General features: G+C 62.3%; 15 protein-coding genes. 7 read left to right on the plus strand and 8 right to left on the minus strand.

Going from position 1 to position 13,233, the window contains the following annotated elements; genetic code table 11:
• Positions 1-14 precede the first annotated feature (14 nt).
• The gene (locus E8F20_RS21050; protein WP_280285476.1) at positions 15-449 is read left to right on the plus strand and encodes a DoxX family protein; all 435 of its coding nucleotides are present in this window, start codon (positions 15-17) and stop codon (positions 447-449) included.
• Positions 450-493: 44 nt separating this feature from the next.
• Here E8F20_RS21050 and E8F20_RS21055 read toward each other — a convergent pair whose 3' ends face one another.
• From E8F20_RS21055 to thpR, 3 genes are all read right to left on the minus strand, one after another.
• The gene (locus tag E8F20_RS21055; protein WP_280285477.1) at positions 494-1,531 is read right to left on the minus strand and encodes a lipase secretion chaperone; all 1,038 of its coding nucleotides are present in this window, start codon (positions 1,529-1,531) and stop codon (positions 494-496) included.
• Positions 1,532-1,586: 55 nt separating this feature from the next.
• Positions 1,587-2,531, minus strand: coding sequence for a triacylglycerol lipase (locus tag E8F20_RS21060; RefSeq protein WP_280285478.1), 945 nt, complete (start codon positions 2,529-2,531; stop codon positions 1,587-1,589).
• A gap of 211 nt (positions 2,532-2,742) precedes the next feature.
• Positions 2,743-3,273, minus strand: a complete 531-nt coding sequence (gene thpR, locus E8F20_RS21065; RefSeq protein ID WP_280285479.1) for an RNA 2',3'-cyclic phosphodiesterase — start codon at positions 3,271-3,273, stop codon at positions 2,743-2,745.
• Between the two features lie 197 nt (positions 3,274-3,470).
• Between thpR and E8F20_RS21070 the strand changes: the two genes are divergently transcribed.
• The gene (locus E8F20_RS21070) at positions 3,471-3,779 is read left to right on the plus strand and encodes a class I SAM-dependent methyltransferase (protein ID WP_280285480.1); all 309 of its coding nucleotides are present in this window, start codon (positions 3,471-3,473) and stop codon (positions 3,777-3,779) included.
• Positions 3,780-3,808: 29 nt separating this feature from the next.
• Here the strand turns inward: E8F20_RS21070 and greB are convergent, their stop codons facing one another.
• The 3 genes from greB to E8F20_RS21085 are packed head-to-tail and all read right to left on the minus strand — an operon-like array spanning position 3,809 to position 7,528.
• Positions 3,809-4,306, minus strand: coding sequence for a transcription elongation factor GreB (greB, locus tag E8F20_RS21075; protein WP_028627308.1), 498 nt, complete (start codon positions 4,304-4,306; stop codon positions 3,809-3,811).
• A 34-nt stretch (positions 4,307-4,340) separates the two neighbouring features.
• Positions 4,341-6,845: an FtsX-like permease family protein gene (locus E8F20_RS21080; protein ID WP_280285481.1), complete on the minus strand. Its 2,505-nt coding sequence runs from the start codon at positions 6,843-6,845 to the stop codon at positions 4,341-4,343.
• Positions 6,845-7,528, minus strand: coding sequence for an ABC transporter ATP-binding protein (locus E8F20_RS21085; protein WP_280285482.1), 684 nt, complete (start codon positions 7,526-7,528; stop codon positions 6,845-6,847). Before E8F20_RS21085 ends, E8F20_RS21080 begins: the two co-directional genes overlap by 1 nt.
• Before the next feature lie 10 nt (positions 7,529-7,538).
• On the opposite strand from E8F20_RS21085, the gene E8F20_RS21090 reads away from it, so the two are divergent.
• From E8F20_RS21090 to E8F20_RS21100, 3 genes are all read left to right on the plus strand, one after another.
• Positions 7,539-8,144 (plus strand): arylesterase, encoded by a 606-nt coding sequence (locus tag E8F20_RS21090; RefSeq protein ID WP_280285483.1) that lies wholly within the window; start codon positions 7,539-7,541, stop codon positions 8,142-8,144.
• A gap of 56 nt (positions 8,145-8,200) precedes the next feature.
• Complete coding sequence (locus E8F20_RS21095; protein WP_028627312.1) at positions 8,201-8,482, plus strand: hypothetical protein; 282 nt, start codon at positions 8,201-8,203, stop codon at positions 8,480-8,482.
• Between the two features lie 73 nt (positions 8,483-8,555).
• The gene (locus E8F20_RS21100) at positions 8,556-9,518 is read left to right on the plus strand and encodes a L,D-transpeptidase family protein (protein ID WP_280285485.1); all 963 of its coding nucleotides are present in this window, start codon (positions 8,556-8,558) and stop codon (positions 9,516-9,518) included.
• 202 nt (positions 9,519-9,720) lie between these two features.
• Here the strand turns inward: E8F20_RS21100 and oprI are convergent, their stop codons facing one another.
• Positions 9,721-9,972 carry an outer membrane lipoprotei OprI gene (gene oprI, locus E8F20_RS21105; protein WP_003448337.1) on the minus strand — a complete coding sequence of 84 codons (252 nt, stop codon included), beginning with the start codon at positions 9,970-9,972 and terminating at the stop codon, positions 9,721-9,723.
• A 455-nt stretch (positions 9,973-10,427) separates the two neighbouring features.
• On the opposite strand from oprI, the gene E8F20_RS21110 reads away from it, so the two are divergent.
• Both E8F20_RS21110 and E8F20_RS21115 read left to right on the plus strand, forming a co-directional pair.
• Positions 10,428-11,702, plus strand: a complete 1,275-nt coding sequence (locus E8F20_RS21110; RefSeq protein ID WP_280285487.1) for a hypothetical protein — start codon at positions 10,428-10,430, stop codon at positions 11,700-11,702.
• 19 nt (positions 11,703-11,721) lie between these two features.
• The gene (locus E8F20_RS21115) at positions 11,722-12,006 is read left to right on the plus strand and encodes a GNAT family N-acetyltransferase (protein ID WP_028627315.1); all 285 of its coding nucleotides are present in this window, start codon (positions 11,722-11,724) and stop codon (positions 12,004-12,006) included.
• 59 nt (positions 12,007-12,065) lie between these two features.
• Here the strand turns inward: E8F20_RS21115 and E8F20_RS21120 are convergent, their stop codons facing one another.
• A complete protein-coding gene (locus tag E8F20_RS21120) occupies positions 12,066-13,139 on the minus strand; it encodes a 3-deoxy-7-phosphoheptulonate synthase (protein WP_280285488.1) in 1,074 nt (357 codons plus the stop codon).
• Positions 13,140-13,233 lie beyond the last annotated feature (94 nt).

Here is a 13,233-nt window from a genome sequence, read left to right on the forward strand (position 1 = left end):
CAAGGAACACTTCGATGAGCAACCCGATCAAACCCATCCTCGCCACCAACGCCGGTTATGGCATCACCTTGCTGCGGATCATTACCGGCCTGACCTTCATGGCTCATGGCGCACAGAAGCTCTTTGGCATGTTTGGCGGTTACGGCCTGGCGGGTACCGGGCAATGGATGGAAAGCATCGGCCTGACTCCTGGCTACCTCATGGCCCTGATGGCGGGAAGTGCGGAGTTCTTCGGTGGCCTGGCCCTGGTGATTGGCCTGCTGGTGCGTCCGGCCGCAGCCGCACTGGTCGTCGCGATGGTGGTGGCCGTATTCAGCGTGCATTGGGCCAGCGGCTTCTTCATCACCAACGGTGGTTACGAATACGCCATGATCCTCGCCCTGATCAGCGGTACCCTGCTGATCGAAGGTGCCGGCAAGATGTCCCTGGATCGCAACCTGGCCAACTGAGCCAGGTAATGAAAGAGGCTCGCTTCGGCGGGCCTCTTTGCGTTTCAGGGGTGTTTTTTCCGTGCCGCCGCCAGTTCGGCCGCGGCCTGGAGGCGTAAACGCTCCTGCGGATTGAATCCTTCTTCTTCCAGGCGGCTGATGGCCGCAGACTTGTCGCCCGCACTGAGGCCCTCGCTGGCCTCGATACGCGTTTTTTCCGTCAGGTAGGCCTGCAATCGCTGCTGCCATTGCAGGCGCTGTTGATCCAGGGTTTCCAGCCTGGCCGTGGCCTCGGCGCCGACCAATTGCTGGCGCAGTTGGCGAACCTGCTCGGGGGTGCCGCCTGCGGCTTGAAGCGCACCCACCTGGGCGCGGAGTTCCGCCTGTAGCTGGCTGGCAGCCATGGCCTGCAGTGCCTCGGGCAGAGTGCTGCGCAACTGGTCGATGGCCGCAGCCTTGCCCGCAGGGTCCAGGGCGGTATCCCGCTGAATGGCCAGGCGCTGCAGCGCAAAGCCGTTGTAGGCTTCTTCGTTGGCGAAGAACGCCTGATGAGCATCGGCGCTGAATATTCTTGCCCGCAGCGCTTGTACCGCCGCTTCCCGCTGGCGCAGGGCCGTGAGGTCGGCGAGTAGCGGCAGGTCGCGCTCCAGTTGCACCAGTTGGCGCTTGTAATCGAGGTACTGGTCAAGCAATGCCAGTGCCTGGCCCTCGGCCGGTGCGTCCAGTTGCCCGGTGATATGACCCCGCAGGCGCTGGATGCTGCCGCTCAGGGGCTCTTCTCCCTGGGTGCTGAGGAAGTAATCGAAGATGCGCCGGATGTCCTCAGTGACGAGCAGGTTGCCTGCGGCATCGAGATGGAAGCGGCCATCCACGTCCGTTCCGGCCAGCGACGCTGGCCTGGCTGGCTTGTTATGCGGCGCCACAGGGGAATTGCCTGGAACGAGGACGGTGGTAGGTGCCACTGCCAGTGTGGTCGGCGTGGTGGCAGTTTTGAGTGCCGGGGTGGCGCCGGAGGCCGCCGGGGCCGGATTACCACCCCATTGCAGCAGGATGGCCAGGGCGCCGGCAAAGGCGATGGGAAGCAGCAGCAGGAATTTTTTCACTGGAGCTCTCGGCAGACTGGGCAGGTGCGGGGCCGGATGACCCCGCGGAAGGGGCTCAGAGCCCGTCGTTCTTCAGCCGGTTGGCCTGTTGACGATAGACGGTGACCGGGTCGGTTTCGAACAGGCTGGTCAGTCCAAGCGTCTGGTTGACCTCGTCCAGGTGGTTCATTTGGTAGTTGTCGCGGATGACTTTGCCCAGGTGCGAGCTGCAGCGTCCTACGAGGCCGTCGTTGGCTTCGCCGTTGAAGGTCAGGGAACTGGCACCGAGCAGGGCATCGCTGACATCCAGCACGTTGGTCAGCGGGCTGGTTCCACTCCAGGAGTAGTAGCGCACGCCATTGACCTGATAGGCGCCTTCGCCACAGGACGTGCTGGGCAGACCCTGCGGGAATCGGGCGTTGAAGGCGGCCGCACCTTGGCTGTTGAGTGACGCCAGGGCGCCGAGGGCGTTCTGCTGGAGTTCGCTGCTGCTGCCGGAGAGGAAGTTGATCAGCGCCCCCAGTCCGTTGACGATGCCGGCCAGCAATACTTCGCCGGCAGAGCCCGGCGGCACGTTGCGGATGAAGTCGGCGGTGGCCGAACCCTTGTGTGGTGCGCCGACGCTCGTGGCGGAGGCGACGAGGTCGGGGCGTACGGCAGCCACGTAGCGAATGGTCGGGCCGCCATGGCTGTGACCGATCAGGTTGACTTTGGGACTGCCGCTGATTGCGACGATTTCTTCTACCTGCTCGAGCAGTTCTTCGCCGCGGGCTTCGGTGGTGTTCAGCTGACTGACTTCGGTGACGTAGACGCGGGCGCCATCGCGGCGCAGGGCGGAGGGTACGCCGTACCAGTAGTCGACACCGAGGATGCTGTCGAATCCGAGCATGCCGTGGGTGAGGACGATCGGGTAGCGGGTCTGGGTGTAACCGCTGGAGCCGAACCAGATGGCCTGGGCCTGTCCGGAGGCGGCGAGACCAGTGGCAAGGCATAGGGCGAGCAGGGTCTTGTTCTTCTTCATGTGCGCTCTCGACTGTTGTGCGTGGGAGGGCCGGACTGCATTCCGTGGCGTGGCCACGCCCATCCTGGGCGTGCACTTCAAACAGGGCGGATGGCAGGAAACATGCCAGTAGGCGTGAGATGCGGATAAGTGCTCTGGATTGGGGTTTTTGCAGATGTTTACATCCGTTCACCCAATGATGTCGGCCAGTTTTCTGTTACGGGGCGAAACGTCAGGCTGGGGTCGGAGGCCGCAACGGCCATTGTCCGATGGCGTGATAGCGGGTGCCCCTGGCGCTGTTTTCCGAGGCATAGAGGGTGAACTCGGTGGCCGGCCAATCGAAGGTTGGGGTGGGGGCGGAGGGCAGTCTTGGGCAGTGGCGGGCCAGGGTCAGGTGGGGCTTGAATGGGCGTGTCTCCAGACTGAAGCCTGCACTCAGCAATATTTCACGCAAGCTGTGCTCCAGGTCGGTCAGGGCGGGTGGAGTCCTGCTCGGTGCCAGGTACAGCAAGCCGTTCTTCCAACGCGCCAGGCGATCCAGGTGCAGGGTGAACGCCGTGGGCGTCAGGCTCGCGGCCAATGCTTCCAGTGACGCCACCTGGCCTCGGGGTTGCGAGCCGAGGAAGGCAAGGGTCATGTGCAGGTTCTCGGGCGCCACGGACTTGCCATCGATGGGATTCCGGGCGCGCCAATCGCTGATGTCGCGGGCCAGTTGCGGGCAGCAGGGAATAGCGAAGAACAGGCGCAGCGGCGGGGTGCTCATGGGCGTCTCGCAGGGCGAAGTGGTCGCCTTGACAGTATTGCGCGGGCTTCTCTAGGATGTCGCCCCATGCGCCGATTTAGTCAGCTACTTGCGGGGCGCGGAAGTCTTCAGAGACTTCGAAATACCGCTAAAGCGCTGGTTCGGTGTCGCCTCTCACCGCTGCCCAGCGGGATCCAATGAGGCGGAGACATGACACCATGACCTGTCCCCAACCGCTGCTCCGACTAGCCCCTATCACCACTGGGCTGGTATTGCGCAATCCCCGAATACTGCTCGGCGGTTCCCACCAGCCGACACTCCTGCGTTATCTCGAAGGTTGGCCCCAGCGCTGGGGTCGCCCGCGCAACTTCCTGATCCAGTTCGTCCGCGAAGGCGAGTCGCTCGCCCGTTTCTCGTCCGACAGCTTTGACATGGCCGTGATCCAGGCGCCTTCGGCGGAAGAGTTGCCAGAAGCCCTCAGCCAACTGGTGCGGGTCGCACGGCAGGGGCTCATTACTCGCCGTTGATTCGTGGCGAGTTACCCCGTCCCTGCGCTCTATGGATAATCGATCTCGACCACGTACCAGGTCTTTTCCCCCGTCGGGGCGTTGACTCGCACTTCGGCGTCTAGCGCCTTGCCCACCAAGGCGCGTGCCAAGGGGGAGTCGATGCTGATTTGGTTCTGCTTCAGGTCGAATTCGTCGGGCCCGACGATGCGGTAGCGGGCTTGCTCGCCATCGTCGTCTTCCAGGGTAACCCAGGCGCCAAAGTAGACCTTGCCGGGGTCGGCCGGGCGTTCACGCACCACCTTGAGGTTTTCCAGGCGCTTGGTCAGGAAGCGCACACGGCTGTCGATCTCTCGCAGCATCTTCTTGCCGTAGGTGTATTCGGCGTTCTCCGACCGGTCTCCCTGGGCAGCCGCTTCGCTCACGGCCTGGGTGACCTTGGGCCGGCGTACGTGCCACAGCTCATGGAGTTCAGCGCGCAGACGAGCTTCGCCTTCCGGGGTGATCAAGGGCGTACCGGCGGTGCGGGGTGGGCGATAACGGCTCATGACGGTCCTGCAGGAATTCGGGAGGCAAAGCCTATCAAGCTTCGCGCAGGACCGTCAGTGGGCTGGCGTTGAGTGCGCGCCGCGTGCCAATCACTCCGGCGGTACCGACCAGCAGGGCGCCCAGCAATGGCAACAGGAGCAGCCAGGGGTGGGGCTGCCAGTGCAAGTCAAAGGCGAAGCGGTAGAGCAGGGCGCTGACCAGTTCGCAGCCGAGGGCCGCAAGCAGACCGCTGCAGGCACCAAGCAGCGCAAACTCCGCACGCCGTGCCTTCAGCAAGAGCTGCCGTTCGGCGCCGAGCGCGCGGAGCAAGGCGCCTTGGCGGATGCGCTCGTCCAGCGTGGATTGCAGTCCGGCGAACAGCACGGCAAGACCTGCGGCGAGGACGAAGAGCAGCACGAACTCCACTGCCAGGGTGACTTGGGCCAGGATGCTACGCAGTTGCGCCAGGATGGCTTCCACCTGCAGCAGGGTGACGGCGGGGAAGGCACGGGACAGCTCCACCAGCTCGCGGTCGTGGCGCGGGGGCAGGTAGAAGCTGGTGAGGTAGGTGACGGGGAGGTCGGAAAGGGTGTCCGGGGCGAAGATCATGTAGAAGTTCGGCTGGAAGTTGTCCCAGTCCACTTCGCGCAGGCTGGTCACCTGAGCATCTCGCTGCAGCCCGCCCACGCTGAAACTGAGGCGGTCGCCAAGCTTTAGCCCAAGGCTTTCGGCGAGCTTGGCTTCCACCGATACACCCGGCAACGCGGCTTTCGGCAGGTCCGTCCACCAGTGACCCGATACCAGCCGGTTGTCACTCGGCAGCTGGGCCGACCAGGTCAGGCTGAGGTCACGCTGCACGGCACGCTCGCCCTGGGATTCCTTGCTGACGAGCTTGCGTACAGCTTCGCCGTTGATGGCGGTGAGGCGACCCGGCACCACTGGGTAGAGTGGTGCGGGGTGGGGCGAGAGGCTGGCAAGACGGCTGGCGAAGGCCTCCTTTTCGGCGGGCAGGACATTAAGGGCGAAATGGTTCGGCGCGTTCTCCGGTAGCTGGTTTTGCCAGGTGTCCAGTAGTTCGCCGCGCAGCAGTGCAATCAACGCCATGGCCAACAGGATCAGGCCGAATGCCAGGGACTGTCCGGCTGCCGCCAGGGGGTGGCGCAGCAGTTGGCCGAGGCCCAGGCGCCAGGGCAGGGTTGCGTTGGCCAGGAGTCGCCGCAGTCCTTTCAGCCCAGCCAGTAACGCGCCGCCCAGCAACAGGGCGGCGATCAGGCCGCCGCCGAGCAGGGCGAGTGTGAGTTTCAGGTCGAGGCTCAGCCGCCACATGATCAGGCCGAGGGCTAGAAGTGCGGCACCGTATATGAGCCAGGCACTGGGGGGCAGCGGCAGCAGGTCGCGGCGCAGAACCCGCAGTGGTGGAACTCTGCCCAGCGCTGCCAGTGGCGGCAGGGCGAAGCCGGCAAGGGCGAGCAGTCCGGTGGCGATTCCCGCCAACGCTGGCACCATGCCGCCGGAGGGAATCACGGCTGGCAGCAACCCGCCCAGCAGTTTGAACAGCACCGCCTGCGCAAGCCAGCCGAGCAGAGCGCCCAGCGCACTGGCGAGCAGGCCCAGTAACGCCAGTTGCAGGCCAAATAGAAGTAGGGTTTCACGGCGAGACAATCCAAGGCAGCGCAGCAAGGCACTGGCGTCATAGCGGCGCGCGGCGAAGCGAGCGGCGGACAGGGCTACGGCAACCCCGGCGAGCAGTACGGCAGCGAGACTGGCCAGGTTCAGGTAGCGCTCGGCACGGCCAAGGGCGCCGCCGATCTGGCGGTTACCCTGGCGAGCGTCTTCCAGCCGCTGGTTGGCCTCCAGGCCGGGTTCGATGGCGGCCCGGTAACGACTCAGGAGTTCATTAGGTCCACTCCAGAGTTCGCGATAGCGAACGCGGCTGCCGGGCTGTACTACACCCGTCGCTTCGAGGTCGTCCAGGCTGATCAGCACCCGTGGGGTGAGGCTGTAGAAGTCGCCGGCGCGATCCGGCTCGTAGGTCAACACCCGCGTCAGGCGCAGGGTCTTCTGGCCGACGTCGATACTGTCGCCGGGTTTGAGATTCAGGGTGGCGAACAAGCGCGCCTCGGCCCACGCTTCGCCGGGTTCGGGGCCGCTGCCAGTCGTTTCTTCGCCATAGGGCTGCGCCGCGCTCTTCAGTTCCCCGCGCAATGGATAGGCGAGGTCGACGGCCTTCACGCTGGATAGCTGGATCCCGTTGTCAGCTGCGATCACGCTGGAGAACTCCACCGCGCGAGCGTGCCTCAGGCCCAGCTGCAGGCCACTGTCGACCTGTTCTGCCTTGGCTGGGGATGAGCCGCTGAGCAGCAAGTCGGCACCGAGGAACTCAGTTGCACGTAGCAGCATGGCGGCATTGAGGCGGGCGCTGAAGTAGCCGATGGCACTGCTGGCAGCGACTGCGACCAGCAGGGAGAAGAACAGCACTCGTAGCTCGCCACTGTGGGCATCGCGCCACAGTTGGCGTGCGGCCATTGCCGACAGGCGCGCGAACGGCAGTCGTCGCATCAGGGCTCCACCTGCTCGACCAGGCGTCCGCCTTCGAGGCGGATCAGGCGACGGCAACGATGGGCCAGACGCTCGTCATGAGTCACCAGTACCAGGGTGGTGCCGCGTTCCTGGTTGAGCTGGAAGAGCAAGTCGCTGATGCGCTCGCCAGTATGGCTGTCGAGGTTGCCGGTGGGCTCGTCGGCGAAGAGCACGTCGGGCTCGGCGGCAAAGGCGCGAGCAATCGCGACTCGTTGTTGTTCGCCACCGGAAAGCTGGCGCGGATAGTGGCTGAGTCGCTGGCCAAGGCCGACCCGCTCCAGCAGTTGGCGTGCACATGCGCGTGCATCCCGGTGACCTTCCAGCTCCAGGGGAAGCATGACGTTTTCCAGTGCGTTGAGGTTGTCCAGCAACTGGAACGACTGGAACACGAAGCCGACATGCTCTGCGCGAACCCGTGCACGCTGGTCTTCGTCCAGGCTCGACAGGGCGCGGCCCGCCAGGTGCACTTCGCCGGCACTGGGCAGGTCGAGCCCGGCGAGCAGGCCGAGGAGGGTGGATTTGCCAGAGCCGGAGCTGCCGACGATGGCCAGGCTGTCGCCCTTGCCGAGGTTGAGGGAGAGGTCGTGAAGGATGATCAGCTCGCCTTCCGCGCTGGGAACCACTTTGCTAAGGTTCCGCGCATCGAGAATGCTTACGCTCATGGAGAATCCAATGCGTGCCTGGTTGTTGGGCGGCTGCCTGTCCCTGTTCCTATTGGCGCAGGAGGCCATGGCGGGGACCGTGCTGGTCGTCGGCGATAGTATCAGTGCCGCTTTCGGGCTGGAATCCAGCCAAGGTTGGGTGTCCTTGCTGGAGAAACGCCTTGCCGAGAAGGGTTACAAGCAGCGTGTGGTGAACGCCTCGATCAGCGGCGACACCAGTGCTGGTGGGCTGTCCAGGCTTCCTGCGCTCCTCGCTGAGCACAAGCCGGAACTGGTAATTATCGAGCTTGGTGGCAACGATGGATTGCGTGGCCAGCCGCCGGCGCAATTGCAACAGAATCTTGCCAGCATGATCGACAGCTCCAAGGAGCAGGGTGCCTCGGTGCTGCTGCTCGGTATGCGCTTGCCGCCGAATTATGGGGCTCGCTACATCACCGCTTTCGCGAATGTCTACAGCTCACTGGCTGCGGAGAAACAGGTGCCGCTGGTACCTTTCTTCCTCGAGGGAGTGGGCGGTGTGCCGGAAATGATGCAATCCGACGGGATTCACCCTCGGGCGCAGGCCCAACCGCGGTTGCTGGACAACCTGTGGCCGACCCTTGAACCCATGCTCTGACGCTTTTCCCGCGGCTCGCTTTCGGCTAATGTTGCGCACCCTCCCTGGAGTCCTCCATGCCGCGCCCCGTCTGGTCCCTGTTTGGCTACAAAGTAATAGAGCCTGACGAGCAACTCGACCTGTTCGCCTGTCGCGAAGTGCGTCTGCATTTGGTGGCACGCCAGCTCGAACTGGGTGGTTTCGCCGATCGGACTCTTTGCGGTGGCCTGCTGCCCGCTCAGCCGCGCTGGAGTACTCTGGAGCTGCAGCTGTTGCGTGATCGACGCCTGTGCTCCAACTGCCGTTCTACCCTCGAGGCCCAGCGTCAGGGGCAGCACTCGGTCTGGTCGGAAGCCTGAGGGCTCCCGGTGCGGTTCGCGCCGGTGTAGAATTCCGAGTCTTTTATTCAGTCAATTTGTCAAGGATTCCCGGATGTTGCCGCGCTTTACAGCCGTCGCCCGCTCCCTGTCATTAGCGTCCCTGCTGGTGGCTGGCCCCGTTGCAGCCCTTGAGTTGCCCCTGCCGCCGCCCGGCGAAGACATCGTCGGCCAGGTTCAGGTGATCAAGGCCAAGTACGAAGACACCTTCGCCGATATCGGCGTTGCCAATGACCTGGGTTACCTGGAAATGGTCGCCGCCAACCCCGGCGTCGATCCCTGGCTGCCTGGTGCGGGCACCGAGATCATACTGCCGACCCGCTACATTCTTCCGGCGGGGCCGCGCGAAGGCATCGTGATCAACCTCGCCGAGTACCGGATGTACTACTTCCCTAAAGGGCAGAACGTCGTTCATACCTATCCGCTTGGCATTGGTCGTGAAGGCTGGGGCTCCCCCATCGCGCACACCACCATTACTGCCAAGACTTCCAACCCGGCCTGGTATCCGCCCAAGTCCATCCGGGAAGAGCATGCGGCTGACGGCGACCCGCTGCCTGCCGTAGTGCCTCCAGGGCCGGACAACCCCTTGGGTCCGTTCAAGTTCAAATTGGGCGTGCCGGGTTACCTGATTCATGGTTCGAACAAGAAGTTCGGTATTGGTATGCGCGTTAGTCACGGTTGCTTCCGTATGCTGAACAACAACGTCTTGGCCTTGGCGGCCATGGCGCCGGTGGGCACGTCGGTGCGCATCATCAACGAGCCCTACAAGTTCGGCGTCAGTGGCGGCAAAGTCTATCTGGAAGCCCACGCACCGCTGGATGACCACGGCGACCCGTCAGTGGTGGACAAGCACACTGCCGTGATCAATGCGCTGCTCAAGCGTGAGGAATTGGTCAACACCATCCGCCTGGACTGGGACGTGGTGCGTGAAGTGGTTGCGGCTGAAGACGGCCTGCCGGTGGAAATTGCCGAACCCAATTCGGCGGTGGCAGCCAGCACGCTGAACACTGAGCTGTAAGCAAACTCGCGCTTGAAGTAAGCCCGCTGAGCGAAACGCCAGCGGGCTTTTCTTTTGCCCGCCAGTTGGTGATGCGCATGACTCAGGTTCTTGGGTAGAGGGAGATAACAGGTTAGGCCGGTAATCGGGGGTGGTTAGAAAGTGAAGGCAATAAAAAAAGCCGATCCAGCGAACTGGATCGGCTTCATAGCCTGAAAGGCTATTACTTGCGGCTGGCTTTTTCCAGCATACGCAGGGCGCGCTCGTTAGCCTCGTCAGCGGTCTGCTGGGCTTTCTGAGCGGCGGCCAGAGCTTCGTCAGCCTTGCGGTAGGCTTCGTCAGCACGGGCTTGAGCACGAGCGGCTGCATCTTCAGTGGCAGTCAGACGGGCTTCGGTTTCTTTGGATACGCTGCTGCAACCGGTGGCCAGAACTGCGGCCAGAGCCAGAGCAGAGAATTTCAGAACGTTGTTCATCGTGTTCCCCTTAAGGTGGACATTTCCATAAAGCAATTCCCCGAGCTTGGGAAATTAGCCGGCGTACATACTACCCATAACTTGTAGTAAGTAAACTCACCTTGCGCAAGGCAGGCACATTTTTTTCAGCTTGCCGGCTAGTTCACGAGCAAACAGCGAGGTCGCTGATCAAAAAACAGGCAGCTTGATTGTTCTTTGATCAGTCGAAATTCCAAGTGTAGGCCCAAGCCAGCGACTCGGGCAGGTTCATGTCCATCTTCTGACAAGCGTTACCTCGACCTGGGGCAGGGATGTTGTTCGGGGACGAAATTTGCTTTGAAAAAGGGAACTTTTTCAGAGATCCGGGAATTATCTTCATCTATACAAAGAGCGGCCGTGGTAGTGCCTTCGGGTGGCTGATAAGCTCTCCTGGCTTCCGATATCCATAGCGAAGCGCAGACTTCAAGGACGTCACTATGTCGAAGATTTTCAAGTGGGGATTGCTCTCGGTTCTGGCCGTGGGTCTGATCATCAAGTTGTCGCTCTGGTGGTCGGTCAGATCGATCGTGGATGACGCCATCAGCAAGTTGTCGCCGGTAATGGAAATCACCTACGGCGGCATAACTTCCTCCTTTGATGGTCGGGTTGGCCTTGAGAATCTTCAACTTCGTGTTCCGGCCATGGGGGATGGCCTGCAGGTGCAGCGGGCTGAGCTGAAGTTCAAGAGTCTGAGCGAACTTCTCAGCTTCAAGGAGCGCCTGGCGGAGGGCAAGTTTCCGGAGCAGATGGCGGTCAGCTTGAAGGGCATCGCTCTGGACGTGCACGGCCCGTTCATGCAGCAGCTTTACAACACCCCGGCAGAGCGCAGCGTGTTCACGGCAATGAGTGAAGTGGCTTGCGGCGAGGTGCGCAATATCGGCACCGACGAGCTGCTGGAGATGGGCTATCGCACCCTGGAAACGGATGCGGAGTTCTCCTACCTGTTCCAGCCCGGTGCACAGAAGCTGAGTCTCAATCTGACTTCCGATACCCGCGACATGGGAGAAGTGCGCCTCAGTCTGTCGTTGTCTAACATGTCGGAGAAGCCGGGTGACCTCAGGGTCAATCCGCCGCATCTTTCCAGCGTGATTTTCGAACTGAACGACAACCAGTACCAGCGCAAGGTCCAGCAGTTCTGCGCCGGCAAGCTCGGCCAGTCCGCCGATGTGTACCTGAATACGGCAATGCAGCAGTTCGACACTGTGCTGCGCAGCCAACGCGTCGCCCTGGGGCAGTCGATGCTGGACGCCTACGGTCGCTACCTGAAGGACCCGCAGTCGCTGCGCGTGGAGCTGACGCCGAGCGACGGCATGGCCTGGGATGGGCTGCAGTTCTTCGATGCCAAGGATGTGGTTACCATGTTGCGCCCTGCCGTTCTGGTGAACCAGGAGCTGGTTCAGCCGGTCGAATTCGCCTGGGTCGATCCGGCGGCAGCGCGAAACGAGCACACGGCGCTGGAGAAGATCACGGCAGAAGGGGAAAACGAAGACGTCGAACGTGCCGTGCAGCAGTATGAGTTCGTCAATGTTGCCGACCTGTCGGGATATGCCGGCAAACGGCTGCAGTTCATCACCTTCGATGGCGCCTATTACCAGGGTGTATTACACAAGGTGGAGAACGGGAAGGCGTATCTCAGTGTGCAGTTCGGTTCCGGCACGGCTGAGATGTTCCTTCGGCTGGAAAAGATAGATAAGGTACGGGTCAGGTTTTAGACCCCTCAGAGGAGTAGTGATGAGCGAGGCATTGTCCATCCACCATGACCAGGCAGGTCATCAGTTCGAGACCACCGTGGACGGTCATCGTGCATACCTGGCCTATATGGACCTGGGTAAACAGACGTTGGACATCTATCGCACATTCGTGCCGAACGTCCTGCGTGGTCGCGGGATTGCCGCGGCGCTGACTGAATCAGCCCTGGAATTTGCCGAGGATCACGGTTACACCGTGATCCCCTCCTGCTCCTATGTCGAACGTTATATCGAGCGCCGTCAGCGTCAGTCCCACCAGAATGGCTGAATAGGCGCGCAATGAAAAACGCCGGGCATTTGCCCGGCGTTTTCGTTTCCAGCTGTCGATCAGCGCTGGCGCTTGGGCAGCACATCCTTGAGTTTGGCGTGCATGCTGCGCAGGGCTTTCTCGGTGGTGTCCCAGTCGATGCAGGCGTCGGTGATGGAAACGCCGTACTTCAACTGGTCGAGGTCTTTCGGAATCGACTGGCTGCCCCAGCCGAGGTGGCTTTCCACCATCAGGCCGACAATGGAATTGTTGCCTTCCAGAATCTGGTTGGCGACGTTGTCCATGACCAGGGGCTGCAGGGCCGGGTCCTTGTTGGAGTTGGCGTGGCTGCAGTCAACCATGACGTTCGGACGGATGCCGGCCTTGGTCAGCTCCTGCTCGCAGATGGCAACGCTGACCGAGTCGTAGTTCGGCTTGCCGTTGCCGCCGCGCAGGACCACGTGGCCATAGGCATTGCCCTTGGTGGTGACGATGGAAACGCCGCCTTCCTGATTGATACCCAGGAAGCGGTGCGGGCTGGAAACAGACTGCAGGGCGTTGATCGCCACGGTCAGGCTGCCGTCGGTGCCGTTCTTGAAGCCGACGGCGGAAGACAGGCCGGAAGCCATCTCGCGGTGGGTCTGGGATTCGGTGGTGCGGGCGCCGATAGCCGACCAGCTGATCAGGTCCTGCAGGTACTGCGGGGAGATCGGGTCCAGGGCTTCCGTGGCGGTCGGTAGGCCTTTTTCGGCCAGGTCGCGTAGCAACTGGCGGCCGATGTGCAGGCCATCCTGGATCTTGAAGGAGTCGTCCAGGTATGGATCGTTGATCAGGCCTTTCCAGCCTACGGTGGTGCGCGGTTTTTCGAAGTACACGCGCATGACCAGGAAGAGGGTATCTGACACCTCGGCGGCCAGGACCTTGAGGCGATCGGCATACTCGTGGGCAGCCTTGATATCGTGGATGGAGCAGGGGCCCACGACCACGAACAGGCGATGGTCCTTGCCATCGAGGATGTTGCGGACCACTTGGCGGCCGTTGGCGACGGTGTCCAGTGCTTCATCGGTCAGGGGAATTTCGCGCTTCAACTGCTCCGGCGTGATCAGGGTCTCGTTGGAGGCAACGTTAAGGTCGTCGATCTGTAAATCAGCCATCGTGCTTTTCATCGTTCAGGGTCGTCAGGTCACGGGTGCAGGCCGCCAGCGATCCCCGTAGGGCGGAGAGCACAGCAGTAAAAACGCGGCGGGG

The sequence above is a fragment of the Pseudomonas sp. BN415 genome, from assembly GCF_029871195.1.
GTDB lineage: Bacteria > Pseudomonadota > Gammaproteobacteria > Pseudomonadales > Pseudomonadaceae > Metapseudomonas > Metapseudomonas resinovorans.

Bases quoted from the DNA above. Each gene is read 5' to 3' on its own strand.
- E8F20_RS21050 (WP_280285476.1), top strand. From the start codon at position 15: ATGAGCAACCCGATCAAACCCATCCTCGCCACCAACGCCGGTTATGGC.
- E8F20_RS21060 (WP_280285478.1), bottom strand. From the start codon at position 2,531: ATGAAGAAGAACAAGACCCTGCTCGCCCTATGCCTTGCCACTGGTCTC.
- thpR (WP_280285479.1), bottom strand. From the start codon at position 3,273: ATGAGCACCCCGCCGCTGCGCCTGTTCTTCGCTATTCCCTGCTGCCCG.
- E8F20_RS21070 (WP_280285480.1), top strand. From the start codon at position 3,471: ATGACCTGTCCCCAACCGCTGCTCCGACTAGCCCCTATCACCACTGGG.
- greB (WP_028627308.1), bottom strand. From the start codon at position 4,306: ATGAGCCGTTATCGCCCACCCCGCACCGCCGGTACGCCCTTGATCACC.
- E8F20_RS21080 (WP_280285481.1), bottom strand. From the start codon at position 6,845: ATGCGACGACTGCCGTTCGCGCGCCTGTCGGCAATGGCCGCACGCCAA.
- E8F20_RS21085 (WP_280285482.1), bottom strand. From the start codon at position 7,528: ATGAGCGTAAGCATTCTCGATGCGCGGAACCTTAGCAAAGTGGTTCCC.
- E8F20_RS21090 (WP_280285483.1), top strand. From the start codon at position 7,539: ATGCGTGCCTGGTTGTTGGGCGGCTGCCTGTCCCTGTTCCTATTGGCG.
- E8F20_RS21095 (WP_028627312.1), top strand. From the start codon at position 8,201: ATGCCGCGCCCCGTCTGGTCCCTGTTTGGCTACAAAGTAATAGAGCCT.
- E8F20_RS21100 (WP_280285485.1), top strand. From the start codon at position 8,556: ATGTTGCCGCGCTTTACAGCCGTCGCCCGCTCCCTGTCATTAGCGTCC.
- oprI (WP_003448337.1), bottom strand. From the start codon at position 9,972: ATGAACAACGTTCTGAAATTCTCTGCTCTGGCTCTGGCCGCAGTTCTG.
- E8F20_RS21110 (WP_280285487.1), top strand. From the start codon at position 10,428: ATGTCGAAGATTTTCAAGTGGGGATTGCTCTCGGTTCTGGCCGTGGGT.
- E8F20_RS21115 (WP_028627315.1), top strand. From the start codon at position 11,722: ATGAGCGAGGCATTGTCCATCCACCATGACCAGGCAGGTCATCAGTTC.
- E8F20_RS21120 (WP_280285488.1), bottom strand. From the start codon at position 13,139: ATGGCTGATTTACAGATCGACGACCTTAACGTTGCCTCCAACGAGACC.